General features: G+C 79.4%; 24 protein-coding genes. 15 read left to right on the top strand and 9 right to left on the bottom strand.

Annotated features, from left to right (window positions below; genetic code table 11):
* The first annotated feature begins 65 nt into the window (after positions 1 to 65).
* The 7 genes from WDV85_RS03425 to WDV85_RS03395 are packed head-to-tail and all read left to right on the top strand — an operon-like array spanning position 66 to position 4,962.
* On the top strand, positions 66 to 1,199 hold the full coding sequence (locus tag WDV85_RS03425) for a hypothetical protein (RefSeq protein ID WP_339569278.1): 1,134 nt from the start codon (positions 66 to 68) through the stop codon (positions 1,197 to 1,199).
* Positions 1,196 to 1,942, top strand: a complete 747-nt coding sequence (locus WDV85_RS03420; RefSeq protein WP_339569277.1) for a response regulator — start codon at positions 1,196 to 1,198, stop codon at positions 1,940 to 1,942. Before WDV85_RS03425 ends, WDV85_RS03420 begins: the two co-directional genes overlap by 4 nt.
* 52 nt (positions 1,943 to 1,994) lie before the next feature.
* Complete coding sequence (gene ygfZ, locus WDV85_RS03415; protein WP_339569276.1) at positions 1,995 to 3,134, top strand: CAF17-like 4Fe-4S cluster assembly/insertion protein YgfZ; 1,140 nt, start codon at positions 1,995 to 1,997, stop codon at positions 3,132 to 3,134.
* Between the two features lie 50 nt (positions 3,135 to 3,184).
* On the top strand, positions 3,185 to 3,478 hold the full coding sequence (locus WDV85_RS03410; protein WP_339569275.1) for a hypothetical protein: 294 nt from the start codon (positions 3,185 to 3,187) through the stop codon (positions 3,476 to 3,478).
* Positions 3,469 to 3,597 (top strand): hypothetical protein, encoded by a 129-nt coding sequence (locus WDV85_RS03405; RefSeq protein WP_281359443.1) that lies wholly within the window; start codon positions 3,469 to 3,471, stop codon positions 3,595 to 3,597. The genes WDV85_RS03410 and WDV85_RS03405 overlap by 10 nt, the downstream gene beginning before the upstream one ends.
* A 40-nt stretch (positions 3,598 to 3,637) precedes the next feature.
* Positions 3,638 to 4,147 (top strand): FABP family protein, encoded by a 510-nt coding sequence (locus tag WDV85_RS03400; RefSeq protein WP_171203894.1) that lies wholly within the window; start codon positions 3,638 to 3,640, stop codon positions 4,145 to 4,147.
* Positions 4,147 to 4,962 carry a hypothetical protein gene (locus WDV85_RS03395; RefSeq protein WP_339569274.1) on the top strand — a complete coding sequence of 272 codons (816 nt, stop codon included), beginning with the start codon at positions 4,147 to 4,149 and terminating at the stop codon, positions 4,960 to 4,962. Before WDV85_RS03400 ends, WDV85_RS03395 begins: the two co-directional genes overlap by 1 nt.
* Before the next feature lie 116 nt (positions 4,963 to 5,078).
* Here the strand turns inward: WDV85_RS03395 and WDV85_RS03390 are convergent, their stop codons facing one another.
* The 3 genes from WDV85_RS03390 to WDV85_RS03380 all read right to left on the bottom strand — a co-directional run bounded on the left by WDV85_RS03390 (position 5,079) and on the right by WDV85_RS03380 (position 8,926).
* A complete protein-coding gene (locus WDV85_RS03390) occupies positions 5,079 to 7,190 on the bottom strand; it encodes a hypothetical protein (RefSeq protein ID WP_339569273.1) in 2,112 nt (703 codons plus the stop codon).
* 107 nt (positions 7,191 to 7,297) lie between these two features.
* Positions 7,298 to 8,128, bottom strand: a complete 831-nt coding sequence (locus WDV85_RS03385; RefSeq protein ID WP_339569272.1) for a helix-turn-helix domain-containing protein — start codon at positions 8,126 to 8,128, stop codon at positions 7,298 to 7,300.
* A 162-nt stretch (positions 8,129 to 8,290) separates the two neighbouring features.
* On the bottom strand, positions 8,291 to 8,926 hold the full coding sequence (locus tag WDV85_RS03380) for an RsiG family protein (protein WP_339569271.1): 636 nt from the start codon (positions 8,924 to 8,926) through the stop codon (positions 8,291 to 8,293).
* Between the two features lie 129 nt (positions 8,927 to 9,055).
* On the opposite strand from WDV85_RS03380, the gene WDV85_RS03375 reads away from it, so the two are divergent.
* The 3 genes from WDV85_RS03375 (at position 9,056) to WDV85_RS03365 (ending at position 12,009) form a co-directional block, all read left to right on the top strand.
* Positions 9,056 to 9,379 carry a hypothetical protein gene (locus WDV85_RS03375; protein ID WP_339569270.1) on the top strand — a complete coding sequence of 108 codons (324 nt, stop codon included), beginning with the start codon at positions 9,056 to 9,058 and terminating at the stop codon, positions 9,377 to 9,379.
* Between the two features lie 244 nt (positions 9,380 to 9,623).
* The gene (locus WDV85_RS03370) at positions 9,624 to 11,483 is read left to right on the top strand and encodes a SpoIIE family protein phosphatase (RefSeq protein WP_339569269.1); all 1,860 of its coding nucleotides are present in this window, start codon (positions 9,624 to 9,626) and stop codon (positions 11,481 to 11,483) included.
* A gap of 196 nt (positions 11,484 to 11,679) precedes the next feature.
* Positions 11,680 to 12,009, top strand: coding sequence for a hypothetical protein (locus WDV85_RS03365; RefSeq protein ID WP_339569268.1), 330 nt, complete (start codon positions 11,680 to 11,682; stop codon positions 12,007 to 12,009).
* A gap of 81 nt (positions 12,010 to 12,090) precedes the next feature.
* Here WDV85_RS03365 and WDV85_RS03360 read toward each other — a convergent pair whose 3' ends face one another.
* The 4 genes from WDV85_RS03360 to WDV85_RS03345 form a co-directional block, all read right to left on the bottom strand.
* Positions 12,091 to 12,378: a type II toxin-antitoxin system RelE family toxin gene (locus WDV85_RS03360; protein WP_339569267.1), complete on the bottom strand. Its 288-nt coding sequence runs from the start codon at positions 12,376 to 12,378 to the stop codon at positions 12,091 to 12,093.
* On the bottom strand, positions 12,375 to 12,653 hold the full coding sequence (locus WDV85_RS03355) for a type II toxin-antitoxin system Phd/YefM family antitoxin (protein WP_339569266.1): 279 nt from the start codon (positions 12,651 to 12,653) through the stop codon (positions 12,375 to 12,377). The genes WDV85_RS03360 and WDV85_RS03355 overlap by 4 nt, the downstream gene beginning before the upstream one ends.
* Positions 12,654 to 12,923: 270 nt before the next feature.
* Positions 12,924 to 13,580 carry a response regulator transcription factor gene (locus WDV85_RS03350; protein WP_339569265.1) on the bottom strand — a complete coding sequence of 219 codons (657 nt, stop codon included), beginning with the start codon at positions 13,578 to 13,580 and terminating at the stop codon, positions 12,924 to 12,926.
* Positions 13,577 to 14,899, bottom strand: a complete 1,323-nt coding sequence (locus WDV85_RS03345; RefSeq protein WP_339569264.1) for a sensor histidine kinase — start codon at positions 14,897 to 14,899, stop codon at positions 13,577 to 13,579. Before WDV85_RS03345 ends, WDV85_RS03350 begins: the two co-directional genes overlap by 4 nt.
* A 155-nt stretch (positions 14,900 to 15,054) precedes the next feature.
* Here WDV85_RS03345 and WDV85_RS03340 point away from each other — a divergent pair, with 155 nt between their 5' ends.
* Positions 15,055 to 15,948 (top strand): DUF998 domain-containing protein, encoded by an 894-nt coding sequence (locus WDV85_RS03340; protein WP_339569263.1) that lies wholly within the window; start codon positions 15,055 to 15,057, stop codon positions 15,946 to 15,948.
* Between the two features lie 33 nt (positions 15,949 to 15,981).
* Here WDV85_RS03340 and WDV85_RS03335 read toward each other — a convergent pair whose 3' ends face one another.
* Positions 15,982 to 18,276, bottom strand: coding sequence for a GGDEF domain-containing phosphodiesterase (locus WDV85_RS03335; protein WP_339569262.1), 2,295 nt, complete (start codon positions 18,274 to 18,276; stop codon positions 15,982 to 15,984).
* 84 nt (positions 18,277 to 18,360) lie between these two features.
* Positions 18,361 to 19,710, bottom strand: a complete 1,350-nt coding sequence (locus WDV85_RS03330) for a hypothetical protein (RefSeq protein WP_339569261.1) — start codon at positions 19,708 to 19,710, stop codon at positions 18,361 to 18,363.
* Positions 19,711 to 19,903: 193 nt separating this feature from the next.
* On the opposite strand from WDV85_RS03330, the gene WDV85_RS03325 reads away from it, so the two are divergent.
* From WDV85_RS03325 to WDV85_RS03310, 4 genes are all read left to right on the top strand, one after another.
* Positions 19,904 to 20,947: an AAA family ATPase gene (locus tag WDV85_RS03325; RefSeq protein WP_339569260.1), complete on the top strand. Its 1,044-nt coding sequence runs from the start codon at positions 19,904 to 19,906 to the stop codon at positions 20,945 to 20,947.
* Between the two features lie 113 nt (positions 20,948 to 21,060).
* Positions 21,061 to 22,074, top strand: a complete 1,014-nt coding sequence (locus tag WDV85_RS03320; protein ID WP_445263188.1) for a DUF58 domain-containing protein — start codon at positions 21,061 to 21,063, stop codon at positions 22,072 to 22,074.
* On the top strand, positions 22,071 to 23,105 hold the full coding sequence (locus WDV85_RS03315; RefSeq protein WP_339569258.1) for a VWA domain-containing protein: 1,035 nt from the start codon (positions 22,071 to 22,073) through the stop codon (positions 23,103 to 23,105). The genes WDV85_RS03320 and WDV85_RS03315 overlap by 4 nt, the downstream gene beginning before the upstream one ends.
* Positions 23,102 to 24,745 (top strand): threonine/serine exporter family protein, encoded by a 1,644-nt coding sequence (locus WDV85_RS03310; protein ID WP_339569257.1) that lies wholly within the window; start codon positions 23,102 to 23,104, stop codon positions 24,743 to 24,745. Before WDV85_RS03315 ends, WDV85_RS03310 begins: the two co-directional genes overlap by 4 nt.
* Positions 24,746 to 24,752 lie beyond the last annotated feature (7 nt).

Here is a 24,752-nt window from a genome sequence, read left to right as displayed (position 1 = left end):
ACCGGTCGCCCGACCTGCTGCCGCCCCACGCCGGGCCGTGGTGGCGCCTGCGGCTGGAGGACGTCATGCCGGGGGCGCGGCCGATGCTGCTCGTGCTGGTCCTCGTCGTCGCCCTGCAGTCCACGCTGCGGGTGGCCGTGTCGCCGCCCGGCACCTTCCGCTCGCCGGTCGTGGTCGCGGTGGCCGTGCTGCTGGCCGTCGCCGTGCCCGCGGTGCTCGTGCTGGCCTCCGGGCGCCGCGTCGTGCGGTCGCGGCCGGCCGTGACGGCGGCCGTCTCCCTGCTCATGGGCGTCGACGTGGCCGCGGTGCTGCAGACGCGCGACAGCGCCGTCTACGGCGAGGGCCTCTTCGCGGCCACCGCGGTCGGGCTGGCGCTGCTGTGCCTGCTCGCCGTGCGGCCGCTGGGCGACGTCGTCCTCGTCGGCGTCCTGCACGCCGTCCTCCTCGTCGGCGGGTCGCTGCTGCACACGACCTCCTCCGCCGCGCAGTCGGTGGCGCGCGGCGTCGAGATGGCGGCCGTGGGGTCCGTCCCGGTGGCCGCCTGGGCCGCCTACCTCCTCATGGTGGCGCGGCTGGAGGCCGCGCGACGGGGCTCGGAAGCCGAGCTGGCGCGCGAGGAGGCCGAGCGCCGCGCCGCCACCGCCGCGGCGGACGAGGGCGCCGTCCGCCTCGCCACGGCGCGCGCGGAGGTGGGGCCGCTGCTCGAGCGGGTCGTCGCGGGCGCGCCCGTGCCGCTCGGTCCCGACGACGCGGCGACGGCCTCGGCCGCCGGCCGGCGGCTGCGCGCCCGGCTCGTGCGCGGCGCCGCCCGCAGCTGGCTCGACGACGCGCTGGCGGCGGACGCCGCGTCCGCCGGCGCCGCGGCTGACGCGCGGGCGGCGGTCGTCGTCCGCGCCGACGACGGTCGGGGCGACCTGCCCGTCCAGCAGCGCGGCCCGCTCGTCGCGCTCGTCCGCCGGGCGCGCGCCCTGGGCGGCGACGTGCACGTCGTCCTGCTCGGCGGGGGCGCGGTCGTGACCGTGCGCGGAGCCGCCGCGCTCGCCCACGACCGCCTCGCCGCCGACCTCCTCGCGGGCCTCGGCGGCCCCGGGCGGAGCGCCGAGTGGATCGCGGAGCCGGCCCCGTCCGCGGGGAGGCCGGGCGAGGGGGAGTCCCTCCTCGTGCTCGAGGTCGGCGGCGACGGGGAGGAGCGGCCGTGAGCACAGAGCAGGACGGCGCGGCGCGGGGGTGGGACGGCGCAGCGCGGGGGCGGGACGGCGGGCGCACCGGGCGGGTGCGGGTGGCCGTCGTCGACGACCACCCCGTCATCCTCGACGGCATCGCCGCCTGGGTCGGCGCCGCCCCGGACGAGGTCGAGCTCGTCGGCACCCACCCCGGGCTCGCGTCGCTGCGGGCGTCCCCGGCGCACCCCGCGGACGTCGTCGTCCTCGACCTCGTGCTCGACGACGGCTCGTCGCCCGCGGCGTCCGTCGCCGGCCTCGTCGAGGAGGGCTGCGCCGTCGTCGTCATCAGCGCCGACGCCGAGCCGGCGTCGGTGCAGCGCGCGGTGGAGGCGGGCGCCCTCGCCTACGTCCCCAAGGTCAGCGGGCGCGACGAGCTGCTCGCCGCGGTGCGCGCCGCCGCGGCCGGCGAGTCCTACGTCACGCCCGCCCTCGCCGAGGTGCTGGCGGCGGGCCAGGACTGGCGGCCCGCCCTCAGCCCCCAGGAGAGCCGCGCGCTCGTGCTCTTCGGCTCGGGGCTGCTGCTGCGGACGGTCGCGCGCCAGATGGGCGTCGGCGAGGCCACCGTGCGCACCTACCTGCAGCGCGCGCGCCGCAAGTACGCCGAGCGCGGCGAGCGCATCGAGGGCCGCATCGACTGGTACGAGGTGGGCCAGCGCGACGGGTGGGCCGAGGACCTCGACGCCGACCGGCCCGAGCCGCCCCGCCCCGCGCGGGGCTGACCGACGCACGGGGGCGGGGAACACGCGGGCCCGCCCGGGCGCTGCCCCCGGCATGACGGCGAGCACCTCCACGACCGGGACGACGACGCCGGCGGGCGCCCCGTCCGCCGCAGCGCCCGAGGAGGGTGCCGCCGCGGGCGCGCCGGCGTCGCCCCTGCTCGACCTGCCCGGCGCCGTCCCCGCCGAGGGCCAGGACGCCGGCACGGCCTGGCACTACGGGGACCCGGTGCGCGAGCAGCGGCTGCTGGAGCAGGGGCTCGCCCTGGTGGACCTCTCGACGCGGGGGGTCGTCCGCGTCGCCGGGCCCGACCGCCTCACGTGGCTGCACTCGCTGACGACGCAGGCCGTCGCCGACCTCCCGCCGCGCACGAGCACCGAGGCGCTCCTGCTCAGCCCCAAGGGCCACGTGGAGCAGGCCCTGCACGTCGTCGACGACGGCGAGGCCACGTGGATCACCGTCGAGCCGGGCCGCCAGGCCGAGCTCGTGGCCTTCCTCGACCGCATGCGCTTCCTGCTGCGCGTCGAGGTGGAGGACGTGACCGACCGCGTCGCCGTCGTCGGCGAGCCGGTCGGGCGCGAGGGCGTGGAGGGCGAGCCCGTCGCCTGGGTCGACCCGTGGCCCGCCACGGCCCCGGGCGGCACCTCCTACGCGGCCGTCCCCGAGGACGAGCACCCGGCGGCGGGCCGCGCCTGGCGCGAGGTGCTCGTCCCCCGGGGGGAGCTGGAGGCCTTCACCGCCGACCGCGACCTCGCCGGGAGCTGGGCGGCGGAGGCCCTGCGCGTCGAGGCCTGGCGCCCCCGCGCGGGCGCCGAGAGCGACCACCGCACCATCCCGCACGAGCTGGACTGGCTGCGGACGGCGGTGCACCTGCGCAAGGGCTGCTACCGCGGCCAGGAGACGGTGGCCCGCGTCCACAACCTCGGGCGGCCCCCGCGCCGCCTCGTGGCGCTGCACCTCGACGGCTCCGGGCACGACCTGCCGCCCGCGGGCAGCGCCCTCTCCCTGCCCGCGGCGGACGGGGCCCCCGGCCGGGCGGTCGGCGCGGTGACGACGTCGGCGCGCCACCACGAGCTCGGCCCCGTGGCGCTCGCCGTCGTCAAGCGCTCGACGCCGCCCGACGCCGTCCTCCACGTCGCCCTGCCCTCCGGCGGGGTGGTGACGGCGGCCCAGGAGGTCGTCGTCGCGCCCTGAGGCGCCGGAGCCGCGACCCCGACGGCCCGGCCGGTGCGTAAGGTCGGGCGGTGGTCGTCGGCGCCGTGCTCGTCTCGCTCCTGGCGGCGACCGTCCTCGCCGTCGTGCGCCCCTCGGTGGCCGCCCTCGGGCTCGTCGTGGCCGCCGGCCTGGCCTGGTGGCTCGTCAACGGTCCCGTCGAGGGGGCGGTGCTCGTCGAGGTCTCGCCCCGCCACGGCCTGACGGTCGCGGACCTGCTCGTCCCGCCCCTGGTCGGCGCCGCGGTCCTGGCGCTCGTGCGCTCGCGGCGGCGCCCGCGGGGGAGCGCGCGCCCGCCGCGGGCTACCCTCCGCCCATGGACCTGACCGAGTCCGACCTCCACGCGCTGGAGGTCTTCTACACGTCCCTGCTGGTGCTGTCCGCCGTCGTGATCGGCTGGTTCGCCGTCTACGTCGTCTACAAGCTCTTCACCGGCCAGCGCTGACCTTCGCCCCGCCACGCGCGGGGTCCGACCGAGGAGCCGCATGCCGTTCGAGATCCGCGCCGACCTGCCCGCCTCGCTCGTCCCGCTCGCCTGGATGGAGGGCCGCTGGGAGGGCGCCGGCGTCGTCGGCTACGACGACGTCCCCGAGCGCCGGTTCGGGCAGGAGGTCCTCATGGCGCACGACGGGCTCGGGGGTCTCGCCTACCGCGCCCAGAGCTGGTACCTCGACGACGAGGGCCAGCCGGTCGGGCCGATGTCCTCGGAGTCCGGGGTGTGGCGGACGGGCGACGACGGCAGCGGCGGGGTCCAGGTCGAGCTGCTCCTGGCCCAGCCGGAGGGCGCCGTCGAGATCTACCTGGGCCGCGCCACGGGCACGAAGGTCGAGCTGAGCACCGACCTCGTGGCGCGGACCTCGACCTCCACGGGCACCTACACGGCCGCCCAGCGCCTCTACGGCGCGGTCGAGGGCGACCTGCTGTGGGCGCTGGACGTCGCGACCCCCACCACCGCGATGCGGTCGTACGCCTCCGCGAGGCTGAAGAAGGTCTGATGCGCCGCGTCGTCGGCTGGGTGCTCCTCGTCGGCCTCGTGCTGGTGCTCGGGGCGGCCGCCTGGACGGCCTCGCGCGGCTGGGTCGCCTGGTCGGCGCTGCAGCGGGTGCGGGACGAGGTGCCCGCCATCACCGCGGCGGTGGTCCGGGCCGACCCGGAGGCCCTGGCCGCCTCGACCCGGCGGGTGCAGGCCGACGCCGACCGCGCCGTCGAGGCCACCGACGACCCCCTCTGGCGCCTGGCCAGCGGGCTGCCGCTGGGGGAGAACCTGGCGGCGCTGACGACGGCGTCCGTCGCCGTCGACCGGCTCGCCGACGACGGCCTGCCCGGGCTGCAGCGGGTCGTGGGCGGCGTCGACGAGGCCCGCTCCTCCCTCACGAGCGGCGAGGGCCTCGACCTGCCGGCCCTGCGCGGGGCCCTCGACGGCCTGGGCGACGTCACCGCCGCGTCGGACGCGGCGCGCGAGCGCCTGGGGGAGATCCAGGGCGACCACCTGCTCCCCGAGGTCCGCGCGGCACGGGACGACCTGCAGGCGCAGCTGGACCTCGGGGCCCGCGCCCAGGAGCTGGTCGGCGGCCTGGACCTGCCCGGCGCCGGGCTGCTCGCCGGCCTCGCGGGGGACGACGGCGCGGCCTCCTGGCTCGACCGGCTCCCCGGCGCCGACGACCTGCCCGACGCCGATGACCTCCCGAGTCTCGACGACCTGCCGGGGCTGGACGACCTGCCGGGGACCGACGACCTGCCGGGGCTCGAGGACCTGCCCGACGTGGGCGGTCTGCTGGACCGGGCCGTCGAGGGGGCCACCGGCCGCTGAGCCGGCCGGCCGACGGCCGCGCCCCCCTCGCCGGAGCGCCGGCCGGGTGGGGTGGTCGAGCGGGTGGCACGGTCCGCGCCGGTCGGCTCTCGGCCGGGACCGAGCGGCGGGGCCGGTCAGGCCCCGTCCCGCGGACCTCCGTCGCCGGCCGTCGGGGCCCCGCCCGACGACGACGCCGTCGAGGACGACGTGGACGACGAGGACCCGGCCTCCTCGGCCCCCGCCCGCACGGCCGCCCCGGCGGAGCCGGCGGCGGCCGCGGCCGCGCCCGTCGCCTCCTGGGCGGCCGCACGGGCCGCCTCGGCGCGCCGGCGCGCCACGCTGCTCGTCGCCCGGGGGCCGTCGGCCGAGGTCCGGCGCCGGGCGCGCGCCGGCGTCGACGTGCCCGTGCCCGTCCCGCCCGTCGTCGTCCCGCCCGTGCCCGCCCCGCCCGTCGTCGTCCCGCCCGTCGTCGCCCTGTCGGCGGTGTCCGAGCCGCTGGAGCTCGAGCGGGTGCCGGCGGTGCGGCTGCGCCCCCCGCCCGAGGCCCCGGACCGGCCGGCATCCGCCGTGGTCCCCTCGCCGTCGCCCGCCGCCGGCGCGTCCTGCGCGCGGGTCGAGGCGGCGCTGCGGCGGCCGGCGGTCCGCACGCTCCCGGTGCGCGGGGTGGCGGCCGTCCCCTCGGTCTCGGCGGTGCCGGTGGTCGCCGTCGTGGTCTCGTCGGCCGTCGCGCCCGTGCGGCGCCGGGTCGAGCCGGTGGCGCGGCGCGTGCCCGAGGTCGTGCCCCCGGTCTCCTCGCCCGTGCCCGTGCCCGTGCCCGTGCCCGTGCCCGTGCCCGTGCCCGTGCCCGTGCCCGTGCCCGTGCCCGTGCCCGTGCCCGTGCCCGTGCCCGTGCCCGTGCCCGTGCCCGTGCCCGTGCCCGTGCCCGTGCCCGTGCCCGTGCCCGTGCCCGTGCCCGTGCCCGTGCCCGTGCCCGTGCCCGTGCCCGTGCCCGTGCCCGTGCCCGTGCCCGTGCCCGTGCCCGTGCCCGTGCCCGTGCCCGTGCCCGTGCCCGTGCCCGTGCCCGTGCCCGTGCCCGTGCCCGTGCCCGTGCCCGTGCCCGTGCCCGTGCCCGTGCCCGTGCCCGTGCCCGTGCCCGTGCCCGTGCCCGTGCCCGTGCCCGTGCCCGTGCCCGTGCCCGTGCCCGTGCCCGTGCCCGTGCCCGTGCCCGTGCCCGTGCCCGTGCCCGTGCCCGTGCCCGTGCCCGTGCCCGTGCCCGTGCCCGTGCCCGTGCCCGTGCCCGTGCCCGTGCCCGTGCCCGTGCCCGTGCCCGTGCCCGTGCCCGTGCCCGTGCCCGTGCCCGTGCCCGTGCCCGTGCCCGTGCCCGTGCCCGTGCCCGTGCCCGTGCCCGTGCCCGTGCCCGTGCCCGTGCCCGTGCCCGTGCCCGTGCCCGTGCCCGTGCCCGTGCCCGTGCCCGTGCCCGTGCCCGTGCCCGTGCCCGTGCCCGTGCCCGTGCCCGTGCCCGTGCCCGTGCCCGTGCCCGTGCCCGTGCCCGTGCCCGTGCCCGTGCCCGTGCCCGTGCCCGTGCCCGTGCCCGTGCCCGTGCCCGTGCCCGTGCCCGTGCCCGTGCCCGTGCCCGTGCCCGTGCCCGTGCCCGTGCCCGTGCGGCGTCGGCGCGGGGCGGCTGCGGGCTCCGCGTCGGGCGCGTCCGTGGCGGGCCCGGTGGTGGAGCGGGTCGTCGTCGTGCGCCGCGCCGAGCCGCTGCGCCGCCCGGCTGCCGCTCCGGCGCGGGTCGCGCGGGGTCCGGCCGCCGCGTCGTCCTGGCCCGGGGCCGTCGCCCCGGTCGCGGCCCGGTCGGCGACCGCGTCCGCCCCGTCGGCGACGACCTCCCGCACCGCCCCGGCGGCCTCCCGGGCGGAGCGGCCCGCCGCGGCGGCGGCGTCCCCGGCCCGCTCGGCGACGTCGTCGACGCCCTCGTGCCCCTGCGCTCGCTCCACGAGCCGGCGCCCGCGGCTGCCGAGGTCGTCGACGACGACCTGGGTGCGGCTCGCCACCTCCAGCCCGCGCGCCACGACGACCGCGGGGGCGCCCTGGAGCCGCTCGGCGACGGCGCGCGCCTCGCCCGCGTAGTCGCGGGTGAGGATCTCCTCGCGCCGGCCGCGCGCCCGCTCGTGCAGGCCCTTGGCCTGCTCGGCGGCCACGTCGGCGACGCCCGCCAGGACGTAGCCGAGGTCGAGCGCGCTGCGGCGCAGGTCCGGCGTCAGGGCCATGGGTTCCTCCTCGGACCGGTGGTCCCACCGGTCGGCGTCAGACGGTCGGGGTGCGGGTGGTCGGACGATCGGTCACCGCGTCGGCGGTGGCCGACCGGGGCGGAGCCTCAGCGGCTGGAGCCGCCGTCGGCGGGCGGGGGGTGGGAGGCGGCCAGGTCCTCGGCCGCCGGCTCCTCGGGGACGACGAGCGACGCGTCCTCGGCCACGGCCCTCGGCGTCGGGGTGCGGCGGCCGGCGGTCCGTCCGGTCGTGCGCCCGGCGGTGCGTCCGCTCGAGCGTGCGGTGGCGCCTGCCGTGCGCGCCGGCGCACCGTCGTCCGACCCCTCGGCGGTGGCGTCGGCTCCCTGACGCCCCGCACGGGCGGACGGGCGACGCGTCGTGCCCCCGGTCGACCGAGCCGCGGGGCGGGAGGACGGGGCGCGCCGCCGCGGGGCGCGGGCCGGCGTCACCGCGGCGTCCTCCGCCTCGGCTCCCGCGTGCGGCTCCGCCTCCGGCGTCGCCCCCGCCGCGGCGGCCGTGCTCTCCGGGGCGCCTCCCGTCGGCACCTCGGAGCGGGAGTTCTCGGACCGGAAGGTCGCGTAGATCTCGAGCATGACCTCGCGCTGGCGCTCCGAGAGGTACGGGTCGGCGAGGACGGCGGCGCGCACCTCGCCGTCGTCGCCGGGGCGGTGCTCGTCGAGGAGCCCGGCGCGGACGTAGAGGGCCTCGGCCGAGATCCGCAGGCCGCGGGCGATCTGCTGCAGCACCTCGGCGCTGGGGCGGCGCAGCCCCCGCTCGACCTGGCTGAGGTAGGGGTTGCTCACGCCCGCCGCGGCGGCGAGCTGGCGCAGCGACAGCTGCGCGGACTCGCGCTGCTCGCGGAGGAACCCGCCGAGGTCCCCGACGGCTCCCACGGCCCCGCCGACGCGGCCCACCTCGACCCCCAGCACCTTGGTCACGACCTCATGGTGCGCGCTCGTGCTTGCTGCGGCAAGCGCCCGGCGAGCAGCTCCGAACGTCAGCCCGGTCACGCCTGCGCCGGACGGGTGCACCCGGTCGACGAGCCGACCGCGGTGGGGGTGCGAGGTCAGGCGGCCGAGGTGGTCCAGCGGCCGTGGAGGTCAGGCGGCCGAGGAGCGGGCGTCGGCCTCGCGGCGCAGGAGGCGCAGCACCTCGAGCACCCGGCCGCGGTCGCCGGTGAGGCGCTGCTCGCGCGTGGAGAGCAGGGCCGCGTGCTCCTCGAGGTCGGAGTCGTCCAGGGAGCCGAGGTCGCTGAAGCGGATGTCGGCGAAGGCCCGCTCGGCGTCGCGGTGGTAGATGCCCGCGTTGCTCGGGACGACCGGCATGTCGCGGGCGTCGACGACCTCGCGCGCCGCGTCGTCCTGGCTGCCCGGCGCGTCCTCCGGCGCCGGGCGCAGCAGGGCGGCGACGAGCCCGGCGACGATCTCGTCGTCGCTGCGCTCGCCCAGCCCGGCGCTGCGCTCGGAGCGCTCGCGGCGCGCCCGCTCGGACAGGAGGAGGGCGAGGCGGCCGTCGACGAGGCGCCGCGTGTAGGCGAGATCGGCCTCCTCGGCGATGGCCAGCTCGCGCCGCTCGCGCAGCTCGGCGTCCCCCAGGTCGGCCAGGCCCTCGACGAACGAGGGCGAGAGCACCCGGTCGATGCGCCGCGAGCCCCCCTCGCGGTAGCCGGTGAGCGCTGCCGGGGCCGCGCCGGCGCCCTCCGCCGTCGTGCCGCCCTCGCTGGTGCCCCCGGTCATCCCGCCACCTCGCCCGTCGTCGCCGCGCGGCGACCCGCGCGAGTGCAGCGGGCCACCAAGTGCCACCCAGCGTAGCCATCGGAGCCGGACGACGGGCGCGGTCGCCGGGGTCGGGAGATGCTGGCGGGCATGCCCGTGCTGCACCGCGTCGACGTCGTCCTCTCCTTCTCGGCGCCCGTCGCCGTCGAGGAGGTCGAGCGCCTGGGCGCCGACCTCGAGCTGCCCCTGCCGCGGCTGGCCACGGGCGAGCCCGACCCGGGGGCCCGCGACGTGCGGGTCGACGAGGACGGGGAGGGGGCGGACCTGGTGCTGCTCGTCGAGGCGGAGGACGACGTCGAGGCCCGGGAGGCCGTCGAGCGCGCCGTCACCGACGCCCTGGCCCGCGGTCCGTGGGACGAGGACGCGGCCCGCGTGGAGCTCGTGCGCTCGACCGCCGCCTACGACCTGTCCTAGTCCGGCTCCCGCTCGCGCCGGCGGCGAGGGGTCCACCGGGGCGCACGTCGGCGGCCGTCGGGGACGGGCGGCGGGCCTGCGGTGACCCACCGGGTCGTGCGGTGCCGTGGTGCCGCTCGTGCGCCGCCGGCCGTCCCCGGGAGGTCGTGCAGGCACGGTGATGGGCGGAAGGGCGGACGACCCGCGATGAGGAGCTCGGCGGGAGCCACCGGTCCCGTCGCAGGCAGTCGCCTACCATGCCGCGGTGATCTTCGCGCCGGTGGACTTCCGGCTGCTCTTCGACGAGCTGCCGACGGCGTACATGGTGATGACGCCGGACCTGGTCATCGCCGACGTCAACCGCGCGCACTGCGCCCTGTCGGGCCGCACCCGCGCGGAGGTGGTCGGCCGGGACGTCTTCGACGTCTTCCCCGCGCCGCCGGAGGCCGTCGACGACCAGGGCCGCAACACCCTGCGGCTGTCGTTCGAGCGGGCCCGCGACACCGGCGTGCCCGACGCCCTGCCGCTGTACTCCTACTCGATCCCCGACCCCGCCACCGAGCGGATGGTCCAGCGGCACTGGTCGCTGATCTCCGCGCCGCTGCTGGACGCCGACGGACGCACCACCCACGTGCTGCAGCGCGTCGAGGACATCACCGACTACGTCCGCGCCAACGAAGCCGCCGGGGTGGACCTCGTCGGCGCGGGCGCCGCCGGCACAGCCGAGCACCAGACGCGTCTGGCCGAGGTCGAGGCCGAGCTGCACACCCGCATCAGCGAGCTGCACACCGCCCGCGAGGCCGAGCGGACCGTCGCCCGGACCCTGGCCGCCCTGGCCCAGGTCAGCACCCGCCTGGCCGCCGTCACCAGCGTCGAGGAGCTCACCGAGGTCGTCGTCCGCCACGGCCTGACCGCCCTGGGCGCCCAGGGCGGCGCCATCGCGATCGTCGACGGCGACGTGGTCCGCGTGTCGATGAACCAGCTCGGCGACCAGGCCCCGGTGGCCTACGCGCAGATGGCCGCCGACGACCCCCTGCCGACACCGCTGGCCGCCACCACCGGCCGCCGGACCCTCCTGCCCGACCGCGCGGCCTGCGTGGCCTACGGCCACGGGATGGTCGACGCCGCCGACCTCACCGGGTGCCAGGCCTGGGCCTTCGTGCCCCTGCTCGTCGACGGAGCACCCGTCGGGTCGCTGTCGGTGGGGTACGCCGAGCCCCAGACATTCCCTCGCCAGCTCGTCGAGGTCCTCGACGCCTTCGCCACCCAGTGCTCCCTGGCCCTGCAGCGCATCCGCGCCCACGACGCCGAGGCCGCCCGCGCCGCCCAGGCGGTGGCCACCTCGGTGACCCTGCAGCGGGCGCTGCTGACCGACCTGCCCCAGCCCGACCACCTGCAGTGGCACGCCCGCTACCTGCCGGCCGCGAACACCGAGCAGGTCGGCGGCGACTGGTACGACGCCGTCGTCATGCCCGACGGCGCCACCACCCTGGTCATCGGCGACGTCGTCGGCCACGACATCGCCGCCGCCGCCCAGATGGGCCAGCTCCGGGCGATGACCCGCACCCTGGCCTGGGCCTCCGAGGAGCCCGCCTCGGCCGTCCTGGCCAGGGTCGACCAGGCCATCGCCGGGCTCCGGCTGCCCACCATGGCCACCGTCCTGCTCGGCCGGATCGAGCAGCCCGACGCCCACGCCACCCGCGGGCTGCGGCGGCTGCGGTGGTCCAACGCCGGCCACCCACCCCCCCTGCTGATCACCGCCGACGGCCACGCCGACTACCTCGACCACGACCACGACCTCCTGCTGGGCGTGCACCCCGGCGCCCGGCGCCGCGACCACCTCGCCGACCTGCCCCCCGGGTCGACGCTGCTGCTGTTCACCGACGGGCTCGTCGAGCGCCGCCACCGCCCCCTCCCCGAGGGTCTCGAGGTCCTGCGCGCCACCGCCGCCCGCCACGCCTCCCTCGGCCTCACCGACATGGTCGACGCACTCCTGCACGACCTCGTGCACGACGACCCGACCGCCACCGACCCCCGCACCAGCGACGACGTCGCCGTCCTCGCCGTCCGCCTGCACCCCGAGGACGAGCCCCGCCCCCTCGAGGCCGGGCCCAGCCACCTCTGACGCAGCCCGCCCTCCGAGTCGACCAGGCCGCTGAGCGGACCACGACCCACATCACCGGTAGCGGATCGACAGCGGGACGCTGTCCGGCCAGCGATCCCGCGTGGGACGGTGGCCACGTGGGCGCCGACGCCCGCACTTCCAGCTGGAGGCGCACGTGGGCTCGCGCGGTCGCAGTGGCGCGTTGCGAAGGTCCGCTGTGGTGCTGTGCGCGGTGTCCACAGCTCTCGTCGTGGCTGTCGCGCTCCTGTTCGCGGGCGACCTCGTCGACGAGGGCTGGACGGTCGCGGCTGTCGTGATCGGTGCGCCGCTCCTGCTCACGGTGGTCGCTCGGGCCGGGGCGTCGAGGGCGCCTTCAGCCAGGGCCGCCCTGCTCGTGTCCCTGGCCGCCGCGGCGTCGCTGGTGTGGGCGGTGGTCACGGTCGTCGGTCTCGGCCTGTGCCTGCTTCTGCCTGCTCTCGTGCTCTGCGCAGCGGCGGTGCTGCTCGTCGTGGCAGCTGCCGAGGGGGCGCGAGCTCCCTCCTCGTGACCGCGGCGCGGTGGCGGCGCATCGCGTGCCGGATGCCCATCCCCTGTGGCGAGGCGACGGCGGGCGGGAGCCCGCACCGCCTCAGCTGCGGTACGCGTCGCGGCGGTGGGTGACGTCCAGCACCGTGACCGTTCGCTCCTGGTCGTCGATCCGGTAGAGGACGCGGTAGGTGCCGCGGCGGGCGCTGTGCCGGTCGTGCAGCGGTGCGCGCAGCTGCTTGCCGACCCGGTGGGGGTTGTCCAGCAGTGGGCCGACGACGAACTCGTAGGCGGCGAAGGCCGGTGCCTCGGGGAGGACGTCAGTCAGCTGCCGTCGGGCTGTCGGGGTGATGACCAGGGAGAAGCGCCCGTCCTCGGGCGAAGAGGTCACCGGGCCGCGGCGTCCCGCCGGCTGCGCATGGCGGCGGCCAGGTCAGCCTCGGACTCGCCGAGGCCGGCGGCGAGCTCGGCGTCGGAGGCGGCCAAGCGCATGACGACGTCGCTGTCGGAGAGGACGGCGATCGTCTCCTCGAGCGCGTCGAGGTCTGCGGGCGAGATGAGGACCGCCGAAGGGGCGCCGTGGACGGTGACCAGCACCCGCTCGTGCTGGACGCCCACGCGGTTGACGACCTCGGAGAGGTGCGCCTTGGCCTCGGCCAGCGACATGGACGACGACGGTGACATGGTCAGAAGTGTGACCATGCTGCGGGCGGGCTGTCCAGGGCCGGGCTGCTGTCGCACGTCCGGCGACGAGCCGACCGCGGTCTTCCGATCCGCTTGCGACCGCGAGTGAGACGGCTGCGAGGGGTGGCGGCTCGGCCGCCGAGGAACCGGAGCGGCGCCGGCAGGCGGTCGACTCCTGGCTGCGGGAGTCCGACGTCACCGACTGCGCGGTGGGCCTCGCCGCCGGTGCCCGCTCGCTGATCGCGAGCGGCGTCACAGCAGCCCGGCGTCCCGGGCCAGCACAGCGATCTGCACCCGGCCCTCGAGGTGTAGGCGCGTCAGCAGGCGTGAGACGTGCGCCTTCACGGTCGCGGGCGAGAGGTGGAGCTCGGCGCCGATCTCCGCGTCGGACAGGCCCCGCCCGACGCCCGCCACGACGTCGCGCTCGCGCGGGCTGAGCCCGGCGACGACGGCTCGGGCGCGGTCGTCGCCGCTCTCGCGGACGGCGCGGGCGATGAGCAGCCGGGTGACGGACGGCGAGAGCACGGGGGCGCCGTCGACGGCCGTGCGCAGCGCGTCGACGATGAGGTGCGGCGGGGTGTCCTTGAGGAGGAACCCCGCGGCGCCCGCGCGCAGGGCCCGCAGGACGTGGTCGTCGGCGTCGAAGGTCGTCAGGACGACGACCGCCGGGCGGTGCGCCTCGCGAGGACCGCGCAGCAGCAGCTCCTCGGTGGCCGCGAGCCCGTCGGTGCCGGGCATGCGGATGTCCATGAGGACGACGTCCGGGGCGAGCTCGCGCGCGGCGGCCACGGCCCGGGCGCCGTCGGCGGCCTCCCCGACGACCTCCACGTCGTCCGCCGCGGCGAGCACCATCCGCAGGGCCGAGCGCACGAGGGCGTCGTCGTCCACGACCAGGACCCGGAGGCTCACGCCCCGGACCCTTCCAGCGCCGGAGGAGGTCCGCCCGCTGCGGGCCTCCCGTCCGTCCCGGCCCCCGGCCCGGCTCCTGCTCCGGTCCCCGCCCCGGGCAGCCGCACGGCGAGGCGGTGACCGCCGTCGGGCGTGGGCCCGTGCTCGACCTGCCCGCCGAGCAGCGCCGCGCGCTCGGCGACGCCGAGCAGGCCGCTGCCGCGCCCCGCCAGCCCGGCGACCGGCGGTGCTCCTGCGGCGGGCGGCGGGGGGTCGTTGCGGACCTCGACGACCACGTCGCCGGAGCCCGCCGGCACGCGGACGACGACGAGGACCGCAGCGCCCGGCGCGTGGCGGCGGGCGTTCGTCAGGCCCTCCTGCACCACCCGGTACGCCGCTCGGCCCGTCGGGGCGGAGACGGCGTCGAGGTCGCCGTCGACGGTCAGACGCACCGGGGACCCGGTGGCGGCTGCCGCCTCGTCGACGAGCCCCTGGACGTCGGCGAGAGCCGGCGGCGGACGCAGCCCGCCGCCGCCGGCGTCGTCCGGGCCGTCGTCGGACGCGGCACGCAGGACCCCCAGGACGTCGCGCAGCTCCTGGAGCGCTCGGTGGGCGCTCTCCCGCACGACGCCGGCGGTCTCGGCCACCTCGCCGCCGGTGGCGCGGGCCCCGTACTCGAGGGCCCCGGCGTGGAGCGCGAGCACCGTGAGGCGGTGCGCCAGCACGTCGTGCATCTCGCGGGCGATCCGGGCGCGCTCCCGCTCACGCGCTCGCTCGGCGTGCCGCGCCCGGTCGGCCTCGGCGCGGTCGGCCCGCTCGCGCGCCTCGGCGAGCAGCTGGCGTCGGGCACCCGCGTAGAGGCCCGCGCCGGCCGTCGCGCCCAGGAGCAGGACGGCGCCGGTCACCAGGACGGCGGCGCTCTCGAGCCACGCCGCCCACGGCGTCGACCGGTGGACGACGAGCGCGGCCGCGTAGCCGACCAGGAGCAGGCCCGCGGCCACCGACGTCCGACGCCAGCTGCTGCGGACGGCGACCTGCAGGAGGGCCACCAGGGCGGCGACCTGCACCGGCTGGCCCGTGAGCATGAGCAGGGCCGTCCCGGCGGTCACGGCCAGCGGCGCCCGTCCGCGCAGCAGCAGCAGGACCACCACGACGACGACGGTCGCCAGCCGCGGGACCACCTCCGTCTCGGGCTCGACGCCCAGCGAGAAGGTCATCGACAGCACGACCAGCCCCACGACCACGGCCTCGCGCACGACCCGTCGCCGCCGCGGCTCCGCCCCGCGCCGCCCCTGCCGGGTGCTGGAGGACGGCGAGGTCGTCAGCACGGGCCCGGGCACCCCCGGACGGTAGGTCGCCGCGTCGGCCGCCCGCTGCGGCCGAGAGGCCACGGCCACGGTCCGACCGGACCGCAGCCGCCGCCTCCCGGCCCTCCTCCGCCGTCACCCGGGGCCGTCGGGAGGTCGGCGCGGTCCGGTCGTCGAGCGCCCCCGTCGTGCCGGCCCTCGCCGGAGCACCTCACGGCTCCGCGGCCGGGGCCGCTCGGCCGACGACGCGGTCCGGGTCCGCTCCAGAGCGTCGAGGGCATGAGCGAGGAGCACCCCGTCACCGCCCGCACCACCGCCCGCACCACCGGCCGGGGCCCGCCTCCGGAGGCCACGACGACGCGACGCCCCTCGCTGTCCCGGCGTCGTCGCGGCCGGCGGCCGGCCACCGCCGTGCCGCGGCGGGTGCGGGAGCTCTCGCCGCGCTGCTGGCCCTGGCGGCCCTGTGGGCGGCCCGCCTGCGGGTGGAGGGCGACGGCGTCTACGTCAGCCAGCTCGGCGCGGACGGGATGCCCACGGCGGGCGTCGTCAACACCGCCCTGCTCGTCCTGGCCGCCGGGGGCGGGCTCGTCGCCTGGGCCCTGCGCGGCCACCGCGCGTGCGCGCCGGTGCTCGGGGCGTGGTCGACCAGCGCCACGCTCACGGCCGCCGGCCTGGCCTTCGCCGTCGCCTCCCGGGTCACCTGCACCGAGGGCTGCCCCGTCCCCCTCACCACGGGCTCGACCACGCAGGACCTCGTCCACACGAGCGTCGCGGTCACCGGCTTCGGCGCCGCGGCCTGGGCGATGCTGCAGGTCGGGTGGTCCGCCTGCTCCCGCCCCCTGCGACTGCTCTCGCGCGGTGCGGCCGCCGGCGTCGCGGGCTCCGCCGCCGCGGGCGGCCTGCTGTCCGTCGCCGGCCTCGGGACGGACGTCGGCGCAGGTCTGGAGCACCTGGCGACCACGGTGGCCGTCCTGTGGCTGGCCGTTCTGGCCGTCGCCGCGGTCGGGTCGGGACTCGTCGACCAGCTCGCCGTCCGGACCCCCGCGCGGGCGTCCGAGGCCGGGCCCGTCGTCGCCGGCTGAGCCGCCGGCGGGTCCCGCCCGCGAGCGGGGCCTCTAGCGCGGTCGGGCCGGACCGGCCGCGGCCGCACCCGTCCCGGCGACCTCCCCGGCCGGCGCCGGCCGGCGCGTCCCGCGCTGGGCGAGCAGGGCCCCGGTCTCCTCGGCCGGGCGCGGGCGCCCGCCGTACCAGCCCTGCGCGAGGGCGAAGCCGAGGTCGGCCACGGCGCGCATCTGCTCGACCGACTCCACGCCCTCGGCGACGGCCTCGGCCCGCAGCGAGGTGGCGAGCGCCACCGCCGACCCGAGCAGGGCCCGCCCGCCCGGGGTGAGCACCTCCGCGACGAGGCTGCGGTCGAGCTTCACCGCCGTCACCGGCAGGTGCAGGAGGTACTGCAGGGCCGCGTGGCCGACGCCGAAGTCGTCGACCGCCACGCCCACGCCCGTGGCGTGGAGGCGGTGGAGGCGCTCGGCGACGGCGCGCAGGTCGCGCAGCTCCTCCTGCTCGACGACCTCGACGACGAGGTGGTGCGGCTCGACGCCCGCCGCGGCGAGGTCGGCGAGGACGCGCTCCACGAGGTCGGGCGACTCCAGGCTCTGGGCGGACAGGTTGACGGCGACGTGCTCGGGCTCGACGCCGGCGGCCCGCCACGTGCGGAAGTCGGCGAGGGCCTGGCGGCGCGCGAGGTCGTCGAGGTCGCGGGCGCGCCCCTGCAGGGAGGCGGCGGTGAGGAAGTCGTCGGGCGCCACCGAGCCGAGCTCGGGGTGCTCCCAGCGCACGAGCGCCTCGAGGGAGCGGACGGCGCCGGTGCGCGGGTCCACGAGCGGCTGGTAGTGGACGGCGATCTGCTCCGCGCCCTCCAGGGCGGCGGCCAGGTCGTTGTCGAGCCGGCGCGCGCGCTCGTAGGCGCCGTCGCGGGCGACGTCGGCCTCGACGGGGACCCGCCGGTCGCGGGCGGCGAGCAGGGACACCTCGGCGTGCCGCAGGAGGGCGGCGACGATCTCGCGCGTCGAGAGGCCCTCGGCGGGCAGGTCGGCGCGCGGGGGCACCGTGAGGACCGCAGCGGTCGACGTCGCGGCCCCGGGCGTCGTCGGCCCCTCCGGCCCGGGGGCCTCCAGCTGGGCGCGGACGGCGGCGACGAGGCCGAGCGGCGTCTCCTGGCGGCGGGCCCGCGAGGCGGTGGGCACGACGACGGCGAGGGTCTGCGGGCCGGTCCGGCACACGACCGCGTCGGGCAGGCCGTCCTCGAGGGCGCGCACGCGCCGCACGAGCAGGTCGTCGGCGGCCTGGCGGCCCTGCCGGCGCGCGAGGACGGCGACGTCGTCGAGCTCGACGACGACGAGGCGCACCGGGTCCGTCCCCTGGTGGATCTGCGTGGCGAGGAGGCGCTCCAGCGCGAGGCGGCTGCCCGCGCGGGTCAGCGGGTCGGTCTCGAGGAGCTCGCGGTCGACGGCGGACTGCAGGCTCGAGCTCGTCGTCATGAGCAGGACGGCGGCGAGCGCGGCCACCGCCACGACGGCGCCGGTGCCCCGCGGCGGCTCGGGCAGCGCCCCGGCCGCGGCGAGGGCGAGCGCCGCGAGCAGGCCCACGACCGCCGGCACCGTGACGAGCACCTGGCGGCGCGGCGCCACGAGCGGGCTGACGACGTCGCCGAAGGCCGCCATGCTCGGGTGCCACGCCGCGGTGACGGCGAGGGCGGCGACGGCGACGAGCGCGCTGGCCCAGGACGACGACGCGACGGGCGCGGCGTCGGCCCACGACCCGACGTGGTGCACGACGAGCGCCAGCAGCGCGGCGACCAGCGCGAGGACGGAGACCGTGACGCGGGCTCGGGAGTGCAGCAGCGCCACGAGGTGGCCGAGGAGGACGAGGTCGCCGCCCGCGACGAGGGCGGCGGCCGCGGGCGGGGGGCCCCCGACGACCGCGACGAGCCAGAGCGCGCCCGCGGCGCCGACGACGGCGACCGCCGCGAGGTCGACGACGAGCACCCAGCGCCGGCGCCCGGAGAGGCCGAGGGCCAGCTGGGCCGACGTCGCCAGGCACGCGTAGGTGGCGAGGAGCGCCAGGCAGGCCAGCAGCCAGGAGTCGAGCAGGTGCCCGACCCAGGCGAGGGCGAGGGCGGCGCCCGCGGCCGCGACGAGGAGCCACTGGGCGCGCCGCTCCGGCGCGAAGCGCCGCACGGCGAGCGCGACGAGCGGCCCGGCGGCGAGGAGGACGGCGAGCACGAGCCCGCCGCGCGCGGGGCCGGGCAGGGCCGCGGAGACGGCGAGCAGGACGGCGCCGAGCAGCGCGGCGGCACCGGAGGCGGCGGCCCGTGGCCGCGCGGCCGGCGCCCGTCCCCCCGCGCCCATGGGGCCAGCGTAGGGCGGCGCGGCCCCGCGCCGGGGCGCTCCCGGTGAGCCCGCGGGGAGCGGGCCCCCGGACGGACCAGGCGGCTAGGGCGTGTTGGCGCGCAGGTCGTTGACGACGCCCTGGACCGCGCGGCGCTCGTCCTCGGGCGACCAGAACTCGGCGTAGAGGTGGCTGTCGGGGGCGTCGAGGTCGGACTCCTCGCGCTCGCCGGCGACGAGGAGGTGGCTCATCCGCAGCCGGTAGGAGGCCTCGCGGCCGGGGGCGGAGTCCTCGGCCGCCACCGTCGTCGCGTCCACCTCGAACCACGTGGCGCCCGGGGCGAGCAGGTCCTGCAGGGCCCACCACGCCTGTTGGCCGCACGGCTGCGGGCACGGCTGCAGCTGCACGGCGCCGCCGGAGGCCCCGTCCGGCGACGCGCAGTCGTAGCGCACCACGGGCGCCGAGAGCGCCGCGCGCTCGCACGTCCACCCCGCGGGCACGCGGAAGGAGAAGGGCAGGTCCTCGAGCGTGAGCACCTCGGTGTCGTCGTCGGGGCCGAAGGAGGGCCCGACGACGCCGGGCCCGAGCAGCAGCGGCGAGCCCTCCTCGCCGGGGCCCGGGTCGCCCTCGCCCGGGGACGGCTCGGCGCCGGGGGAGGGCGAGGGCCCCGAGGACGGGCCGGGGGAGGGCTGCGGCGACGGCTGGGGGGAGGGCTGGGAGCTGCTCGGCTGCGGCGCCGGGCCGCCGCCGGTCGGCTGGCACGCGCCCGTCAGCAGCAGCACGAGCGCCGCGACGAGGAGCAGCCCGAGGACGGCGGACAGCAACCACGGGCGCCGGTCGCGCCGCGGGGCCGCGGCCGGGGCGGGTGCCGCGGCGGCGGGCGCGACCGGCCGGGGTGCGCCGACCCAGTGGGGCGAGAAGGCGGGACCGCGCGTCGCTGCGGCGGCTGCGCCGTCGACGACCGGGGAGCGGGCGAGGAGCCGCGCCGAGCGGGCGTCCGAGGCGGCGGTGGCCGCCCACGGCCACGGCCCGTCGAGGGAGGCGCCGACGATCCGCCCGCCGGCGCCGAGCTCGGCCACGGCCGCCCCGAAGCGGTCGCGCGCCGCGGCGTCGCCCGCCGGCCCGGGCCCGAGCACGACCACCCGCGCGGGCGCGCCGTCGGGGCCGTGCGCGGCCAGGACGGCGGCCGCCTCGCCCGGGTCGGAGGCCGCCGCCACGAGCGCGGGCCCCCGGCGCGCGGCGCCGTCGGGCGCGGGAGGGGCGCCCTCGTCGGGGTCCAGGCGCCCGACGACGGACCAGGGCCCGAGCCGGCCCGGGTCGCCGGGGCGCAGCGGGAGCACCTGGCCGGGGTCCCCGTGCGGCTCGTCCCCGCTCCCGGCGGGCGCCTGTGCGCGCTCGTGGGCGCCCTCGGCCGGGTCCGGGCGGTCCTCTCCGGGGCCCGGCTCCGCGCTCACGCGCTCATGACACCACAGCGTCGCGGGGCCGGTCCGGGGTCACCCGCTTCCCGCCCCCGCCGGCGAGGCCTCCGCCGACGAGGTCGGGCCCCGCCCGCGACGACCGCCGCGCAGGCCGACGACCGGCGCGCAGGCGGGCGGCCGACCCGTGGGCGTCGACCCGCGCCTCGAGCCGGGGTGGTGTGATGGGCGCGTGGCGACCGAGGACCCCGACGCGACCGCTGGCGCGGCTCCCGCCCACCCGTCGGAGCCGGGCCCGGCGCGGGGCGCGGCCGAGGAGGTCGCCGAGGCCGTGGCCGAGGCGCGCCGCGTCGTCGTGGGGCAGCAGGGCATGGTCGAGCGGCTCGCCGTCGCCGTCCTCGCCCGCGGGCACGTGCTCCTCGAGGGCGTGCCCGGGACGGCGAAGACCCTGGCGGCCCGCTCCTTCGCCACCGTCCTCGGCGGCAGCTTCGCCCGCGTCCAGTTCACGCCCGACCTCGTGCCCTCCGACATCGTGGGGACGCGCATCTGGTCGCCCGCGACCGAGCGCTTCAGCGTCGAGCTCGGCCCCGTCTTCACCAACGTCGTCCTCGCCGACGAGGTCAACCGCGCCCCGGCGAAGGTCCAGGCGGCGATGCTCGAGCTCATGGGCGAGCGGCAGGTCTCGCTGGCGGGCGCCACGCACGCCGTGCCCGAGCCCTTCACCGTCATCGCGACGCAGAACCCCGTCGAGTCCGAGGGCGTCTACCCGCTGCCGGAGGCCCAGCGCGACCGCTTCCTCCTGCAGGTCGACGTGCCGCTGCCGGGGGCGGCCGACGAGGCCGAGATCCTCCGGCGCATGGGCGTCGCCCCGCCGCGGGCCCGGCGGGTCCTCGACCCCGAGCGCGTCCTGCGGCTGCAGGAGGCGGCGGACGCCGTCTACGTGCACCCGCTCGTGAGCGACTACGTCGTGCGTCTCGTCATGGCCACGCGCGACCCGGCCGCCTACGGCGCGCCCGACGTCGCCCCCCTGCTCGAGGCGGGGGCCAGCCCCCGGGCCACCCTCGGCCTCCTCGCGGCCGCACGGGGGCTCGCCCTCGTGCGCGGGCGCGACCACGTGCTGCCCGAGGACGTGCGCGAGCTCGCCGTCGAGGTCGTGGCCCACCGCCTCGTCCTGTCCCTCGACGCGCTGGCCGACGGCGTGGCCGCCCAGCAGGTCGTCGCGCGCCTCGTCGCGGCGGTGGCGCCCCCGGTGCCCGTCGGGGCCCCGTCGCGGTGACGGCCGTGCTGCGCCCGACCGGGCCGGCGCCCGCCGGGGGGCCCGGGACGGGGCTCGGCCGGGGGCCGGGCCGCCCCGGCGACGACGCACGGGCCGCCGCCGGCGCGGCCGCGGTGCTGGGCCGGGCGCGGGCGCTGCGGGGCCTCGAGCTCGCCGTCGTGCGCCGCCTCGAGGGCTTCCTGCGCGGGGAGCACCTCGGCGTGCGCACGGGGCCGGGCAGCGAGCCCGCCGACAGCCGCCCGTACCGCGCGGGCGAGGACGACGTCCGCTGGATGGACTGGCCCCTGACGGCGCGGACGGGCGAGCCGCACGTGCGCGAGGTCGTCGCCGACCGCGAGCTCGAGACCTGGGTGCTCGTCGACCTGTCGCCCTCCATGGCCTTCGGCACGGCGCGCAGCGACAAGCGCCACCTCGCGGTGACGGCCGCCGCCGTCGTCGGGCACCTGACGACGCGGCTCGGCGACCGCTTCGGCGCCTGGGTGCTCGACGAGGGCGGGGTGGTGCGCCGCCCGTCGCGCACCGGCCGCACGGCCCTGCACGCCGCGCTGCGCGAGCTGCTGGGGCGCGCGATGGCCGAGCCCGCCCCGCTGCCGCCGCGTCCGCGCCGCGGCCGCCGGGGCCCCGGGCCGTCCGCCGGGTCCTCGGCCGGTGCCCCGACCGCTGCCCCGGCCGTCGACCTGGCCGCCGCGGTCGAGCGCCTCGGCGCCGCGCACCGCCGCCGCGGGCTGCGGGTCGTCGTCTCCGACTTCCTCGACGGGGAGGGCGCCGCGGGCGGCCCCCCGCCGTGGGAGCGGGCCCTGCGCCGCCTCGCCGCCCGCCACCAGGTCCTCGCCGTCGAGGTCGTGGACCGGCGCGAGAGCGAGCTGCCCGACGTCGGCGTCGTCGAGCTCGTCGACCCCGAGAGCGGGGAGGTGCTCGAGGTGGACACCGGGCGCGCCGAGGTCCGGGCCGCCTTCGGCGCGGCCGGGGCCGAGCACCGGGCGCGCGTCGCCGCCGCGCTGCGCCGGTGCGGGGCCGCGCACCTGCGCCTGTCCACCGACGAGGACTGGGTGGCGGCGACGGCGCGCTTCGTGCTGGCCCAGCGGCGCACCGCCCGCGCCGTCGACCGGATGGCGGGCCGGGCGTGAGCGCCGCGCCGCTCGCCGCCCTGCCGGTGCTCGCCGCGGCCCCCGCCGCGGGCGGCCCCCTCGACGGGCTCGTCACCGGCTTCCTCGCCCCCGAGCGGCTGTGGCTGCTCCTGCTCGTGCCCGCCCTCGTGGTGGCGCACGTGCTGGCGCAGCGCCGGCGCCGCACCAACGCCCTGCGCTTCTCGGCGCTGCCGGTGCTCGCCGCCGTCGCGCCGCGCCGCCGCGCCTGGCGCCGCCACGTCGTCGCCGCCGGGCTCGTCGCGGGGGTCGCGGCCGCGACCGTGGGCTTCGCCCGCCCCCTCGGGGAGGTGGAGGTGCCGCGCGAGCGCGCCACCGTCGTCCTCGCCGTCGACGTCTCGATCTCCATGCGGGCCACCGACGTCGAGCCCGACCGGCTCACCGCGGCGCAGCGCTCGGCGCGCGCCTTCGTCGCCGAGCTGCCGCCGCGCTTCAACGTCGGCCTCGTCGCCTTCGCCGGCGCCGGGCAGGTGCTCGTGCCGCCGACCACGGACCGCTCCCTCGTCGAGCGGGGGATCGACGGCCTCGAGCTGGCCTCCTACACCGGCATCGGCGAGGGCCTGTACGCCGCGCTCGCAGCGGTCCAGCAGGCGCCGCCCGACCCGGACGACCCGACGGCGCCGGTGCCCGCGGCCGTCGTGCTCCTCTCGGACGGGGAGACGACGGTCGGGCGCACCAACGAGGACGCCGCGCGCGCCGCCGCCGAGGCCGGCGTCCCCGTCTCGACCATCGCCTTCGGCACGCCGGGCGGCACCATCACGCAGGAGGGGGTGCGCACGCCCGTGCCCGTCAACGAGGGCGAGCTCGCCGACATCGCCGAGACCACCGGGGGGCAGGCCTACGAGGCCGAGTCCGCCGGCGAGCTCGACGCCGTCTACGAGGACATCGGCTCCTCGATCGGGACGGTCCGGCAGGAGGAGGAGACGACGGCGCGCTGGACCGGCCTCGCGCTCGTGCTCGTCGTGCTCTCGGCGCTCGGCTCCCTGCTGTGGTTCGGGAGGATCTCCCAGTGACCGGAGCCCCCCAGCCCGCCGGCCGCCGACGGCGCCGCGAGGCGCCCTCCACCGGACCCGCCACCGGTCCGACGACGGGACCCACCGGCCTCCCGACGACCGGGTCCACCACCGGGTCCACCACGGGGTCCACCACGGGGTCCACCACGGGCCCGACCACCGGGCCCACGGCGACGGGCGGCGGCGTCCCCCGCGGCGGCGGGCAGGCGCGCACCGCCGGGTGGCGACGGCGGGTCATCGGCGAGGAGGAGCAGACCCGTCCCGTCCTCATCGTCGACCGGCTGCGCGGCACCCCCTTCGCCTCGCCCTACCGGATGGCGGCGCCGGCGGACCCGAACCGCCAGGTCGACCTGCTGCTGCGCCTCGCCGTCCTGCTCCTGCGCTCCGGCTCGGGCACGGCCGAGGTGGAGTCCAGCGTCGTCGCCGCCGCGGTGGCCCTCGGGCTGTCCGAGCAGCACCTCGACCTCGACATCACGTACTCCTCCGTCACCGTCGCCTACGCCCCGGCCGACGCTCCCCCCGTCGTCCGCCTGCAGGTGGTCCGGTCCACGGGCACCGAGTACGCGCGCCTGTCGGCCGCCCACGCGCTCGTCCTCGACCTCGTCGAGGGCCGCCTCGAGCGCGCCGACGTCGCCGTGCGCCTGGCCGAGGTGGAGAGCAGCCCCCGCCCCTACCGGCGCTGGATGGTACGGGTGGCGTGGGGCCTGCTCGCCGTCGCCGTCGTCGCGCGGCTCGGCGGCGGACCGCTGGCCCTCCTCACGGGCTTCGTCATGGCGCTCGCCGTCGACGCGGGCGCGCGGGCGATGTCGCGCGCCGGGGCGCCCGCCTTCTTCACCGTCGGCGCGGGGGCGTTCATCGCCGGGTCGCTGTCCTCGCTGCTCACCCTCGCGGCCGAGGCCCTGCCCCCCTCGCTGGCGGGCCAGGTGCCGCCGTCGGCGCTCGTCGTGGCCAGCGGCATCGTCGTGCTCCTGCCCGGCGGCACCTTCGTGGCGGCCGTCGAGGACGCGCTGCGCGGCTTCCCCGTGACGGCGGCCGCACGGCTCGTCACCGTCCTCATGACGACGGCCGCCATCCTCGGCGGCGTCGTCCTCGCCCTCGACGTCGCCCGCCGCGCGGGCGTCCCGGGCGTCGACCCCGACGCCGTGGGCGCGGCCGTCGGCGGCGCGCTCACCCCGCTGCCCGTCGTGCTGGTCTCGACCGCCCTCGGCGCGGGCGCCGCGGCGGTGGCCTACCGCACCCCCCCGCGCCTGCTCCTCGTGACGGCGGTGGCCGCGGCGGCCGGGCAGGTGGCGCTGCTCGCGGCCAGCGACCCGGGCGGCCCGCGGGCCCTCGGCACCCTCGTCGCGGCGCTCGTCGTCGGCGCCGTCGGCCGCGTCGCCGCGCTGCGCCGCCGCGCCACCCCGCTCGCCGTCGTCGTGCCCGGCACGATCATGCTGCTGCCCGGTCTGACGATCTACACCGCGCTCGTCGAGCTCACCGGCGGCACCGTCATCTCCGGGCTCGTGCTGCTCGGCCAGGCGGGGGCGATCGCCCTCGCCATCGGGGCCGGCGCCTCGCTCGGGGACTCGGTGGCCGCGCCCGTCGAGCGGGGCCTGGACCAGGCCTCCCGGCGCCGCCGCGAGACGCCGCTGCGCAGCTGAGCGCCCC

Origin of the sequence: Pseudokineococcus sp. 5B2Z-1 (genome assembly GCF_037482305.1) — a bacterium.
Classification (GTDB): Bacteria; Actinomycetota; Actinomycetes; order Actinomycetales; family Quadrisphaeraceae; genus Pseudokineococcus.
Note: the sequence above shows the minus strand (reverse complement) of the source record. Positions and strands in the feature narration are given on the sequence as shown.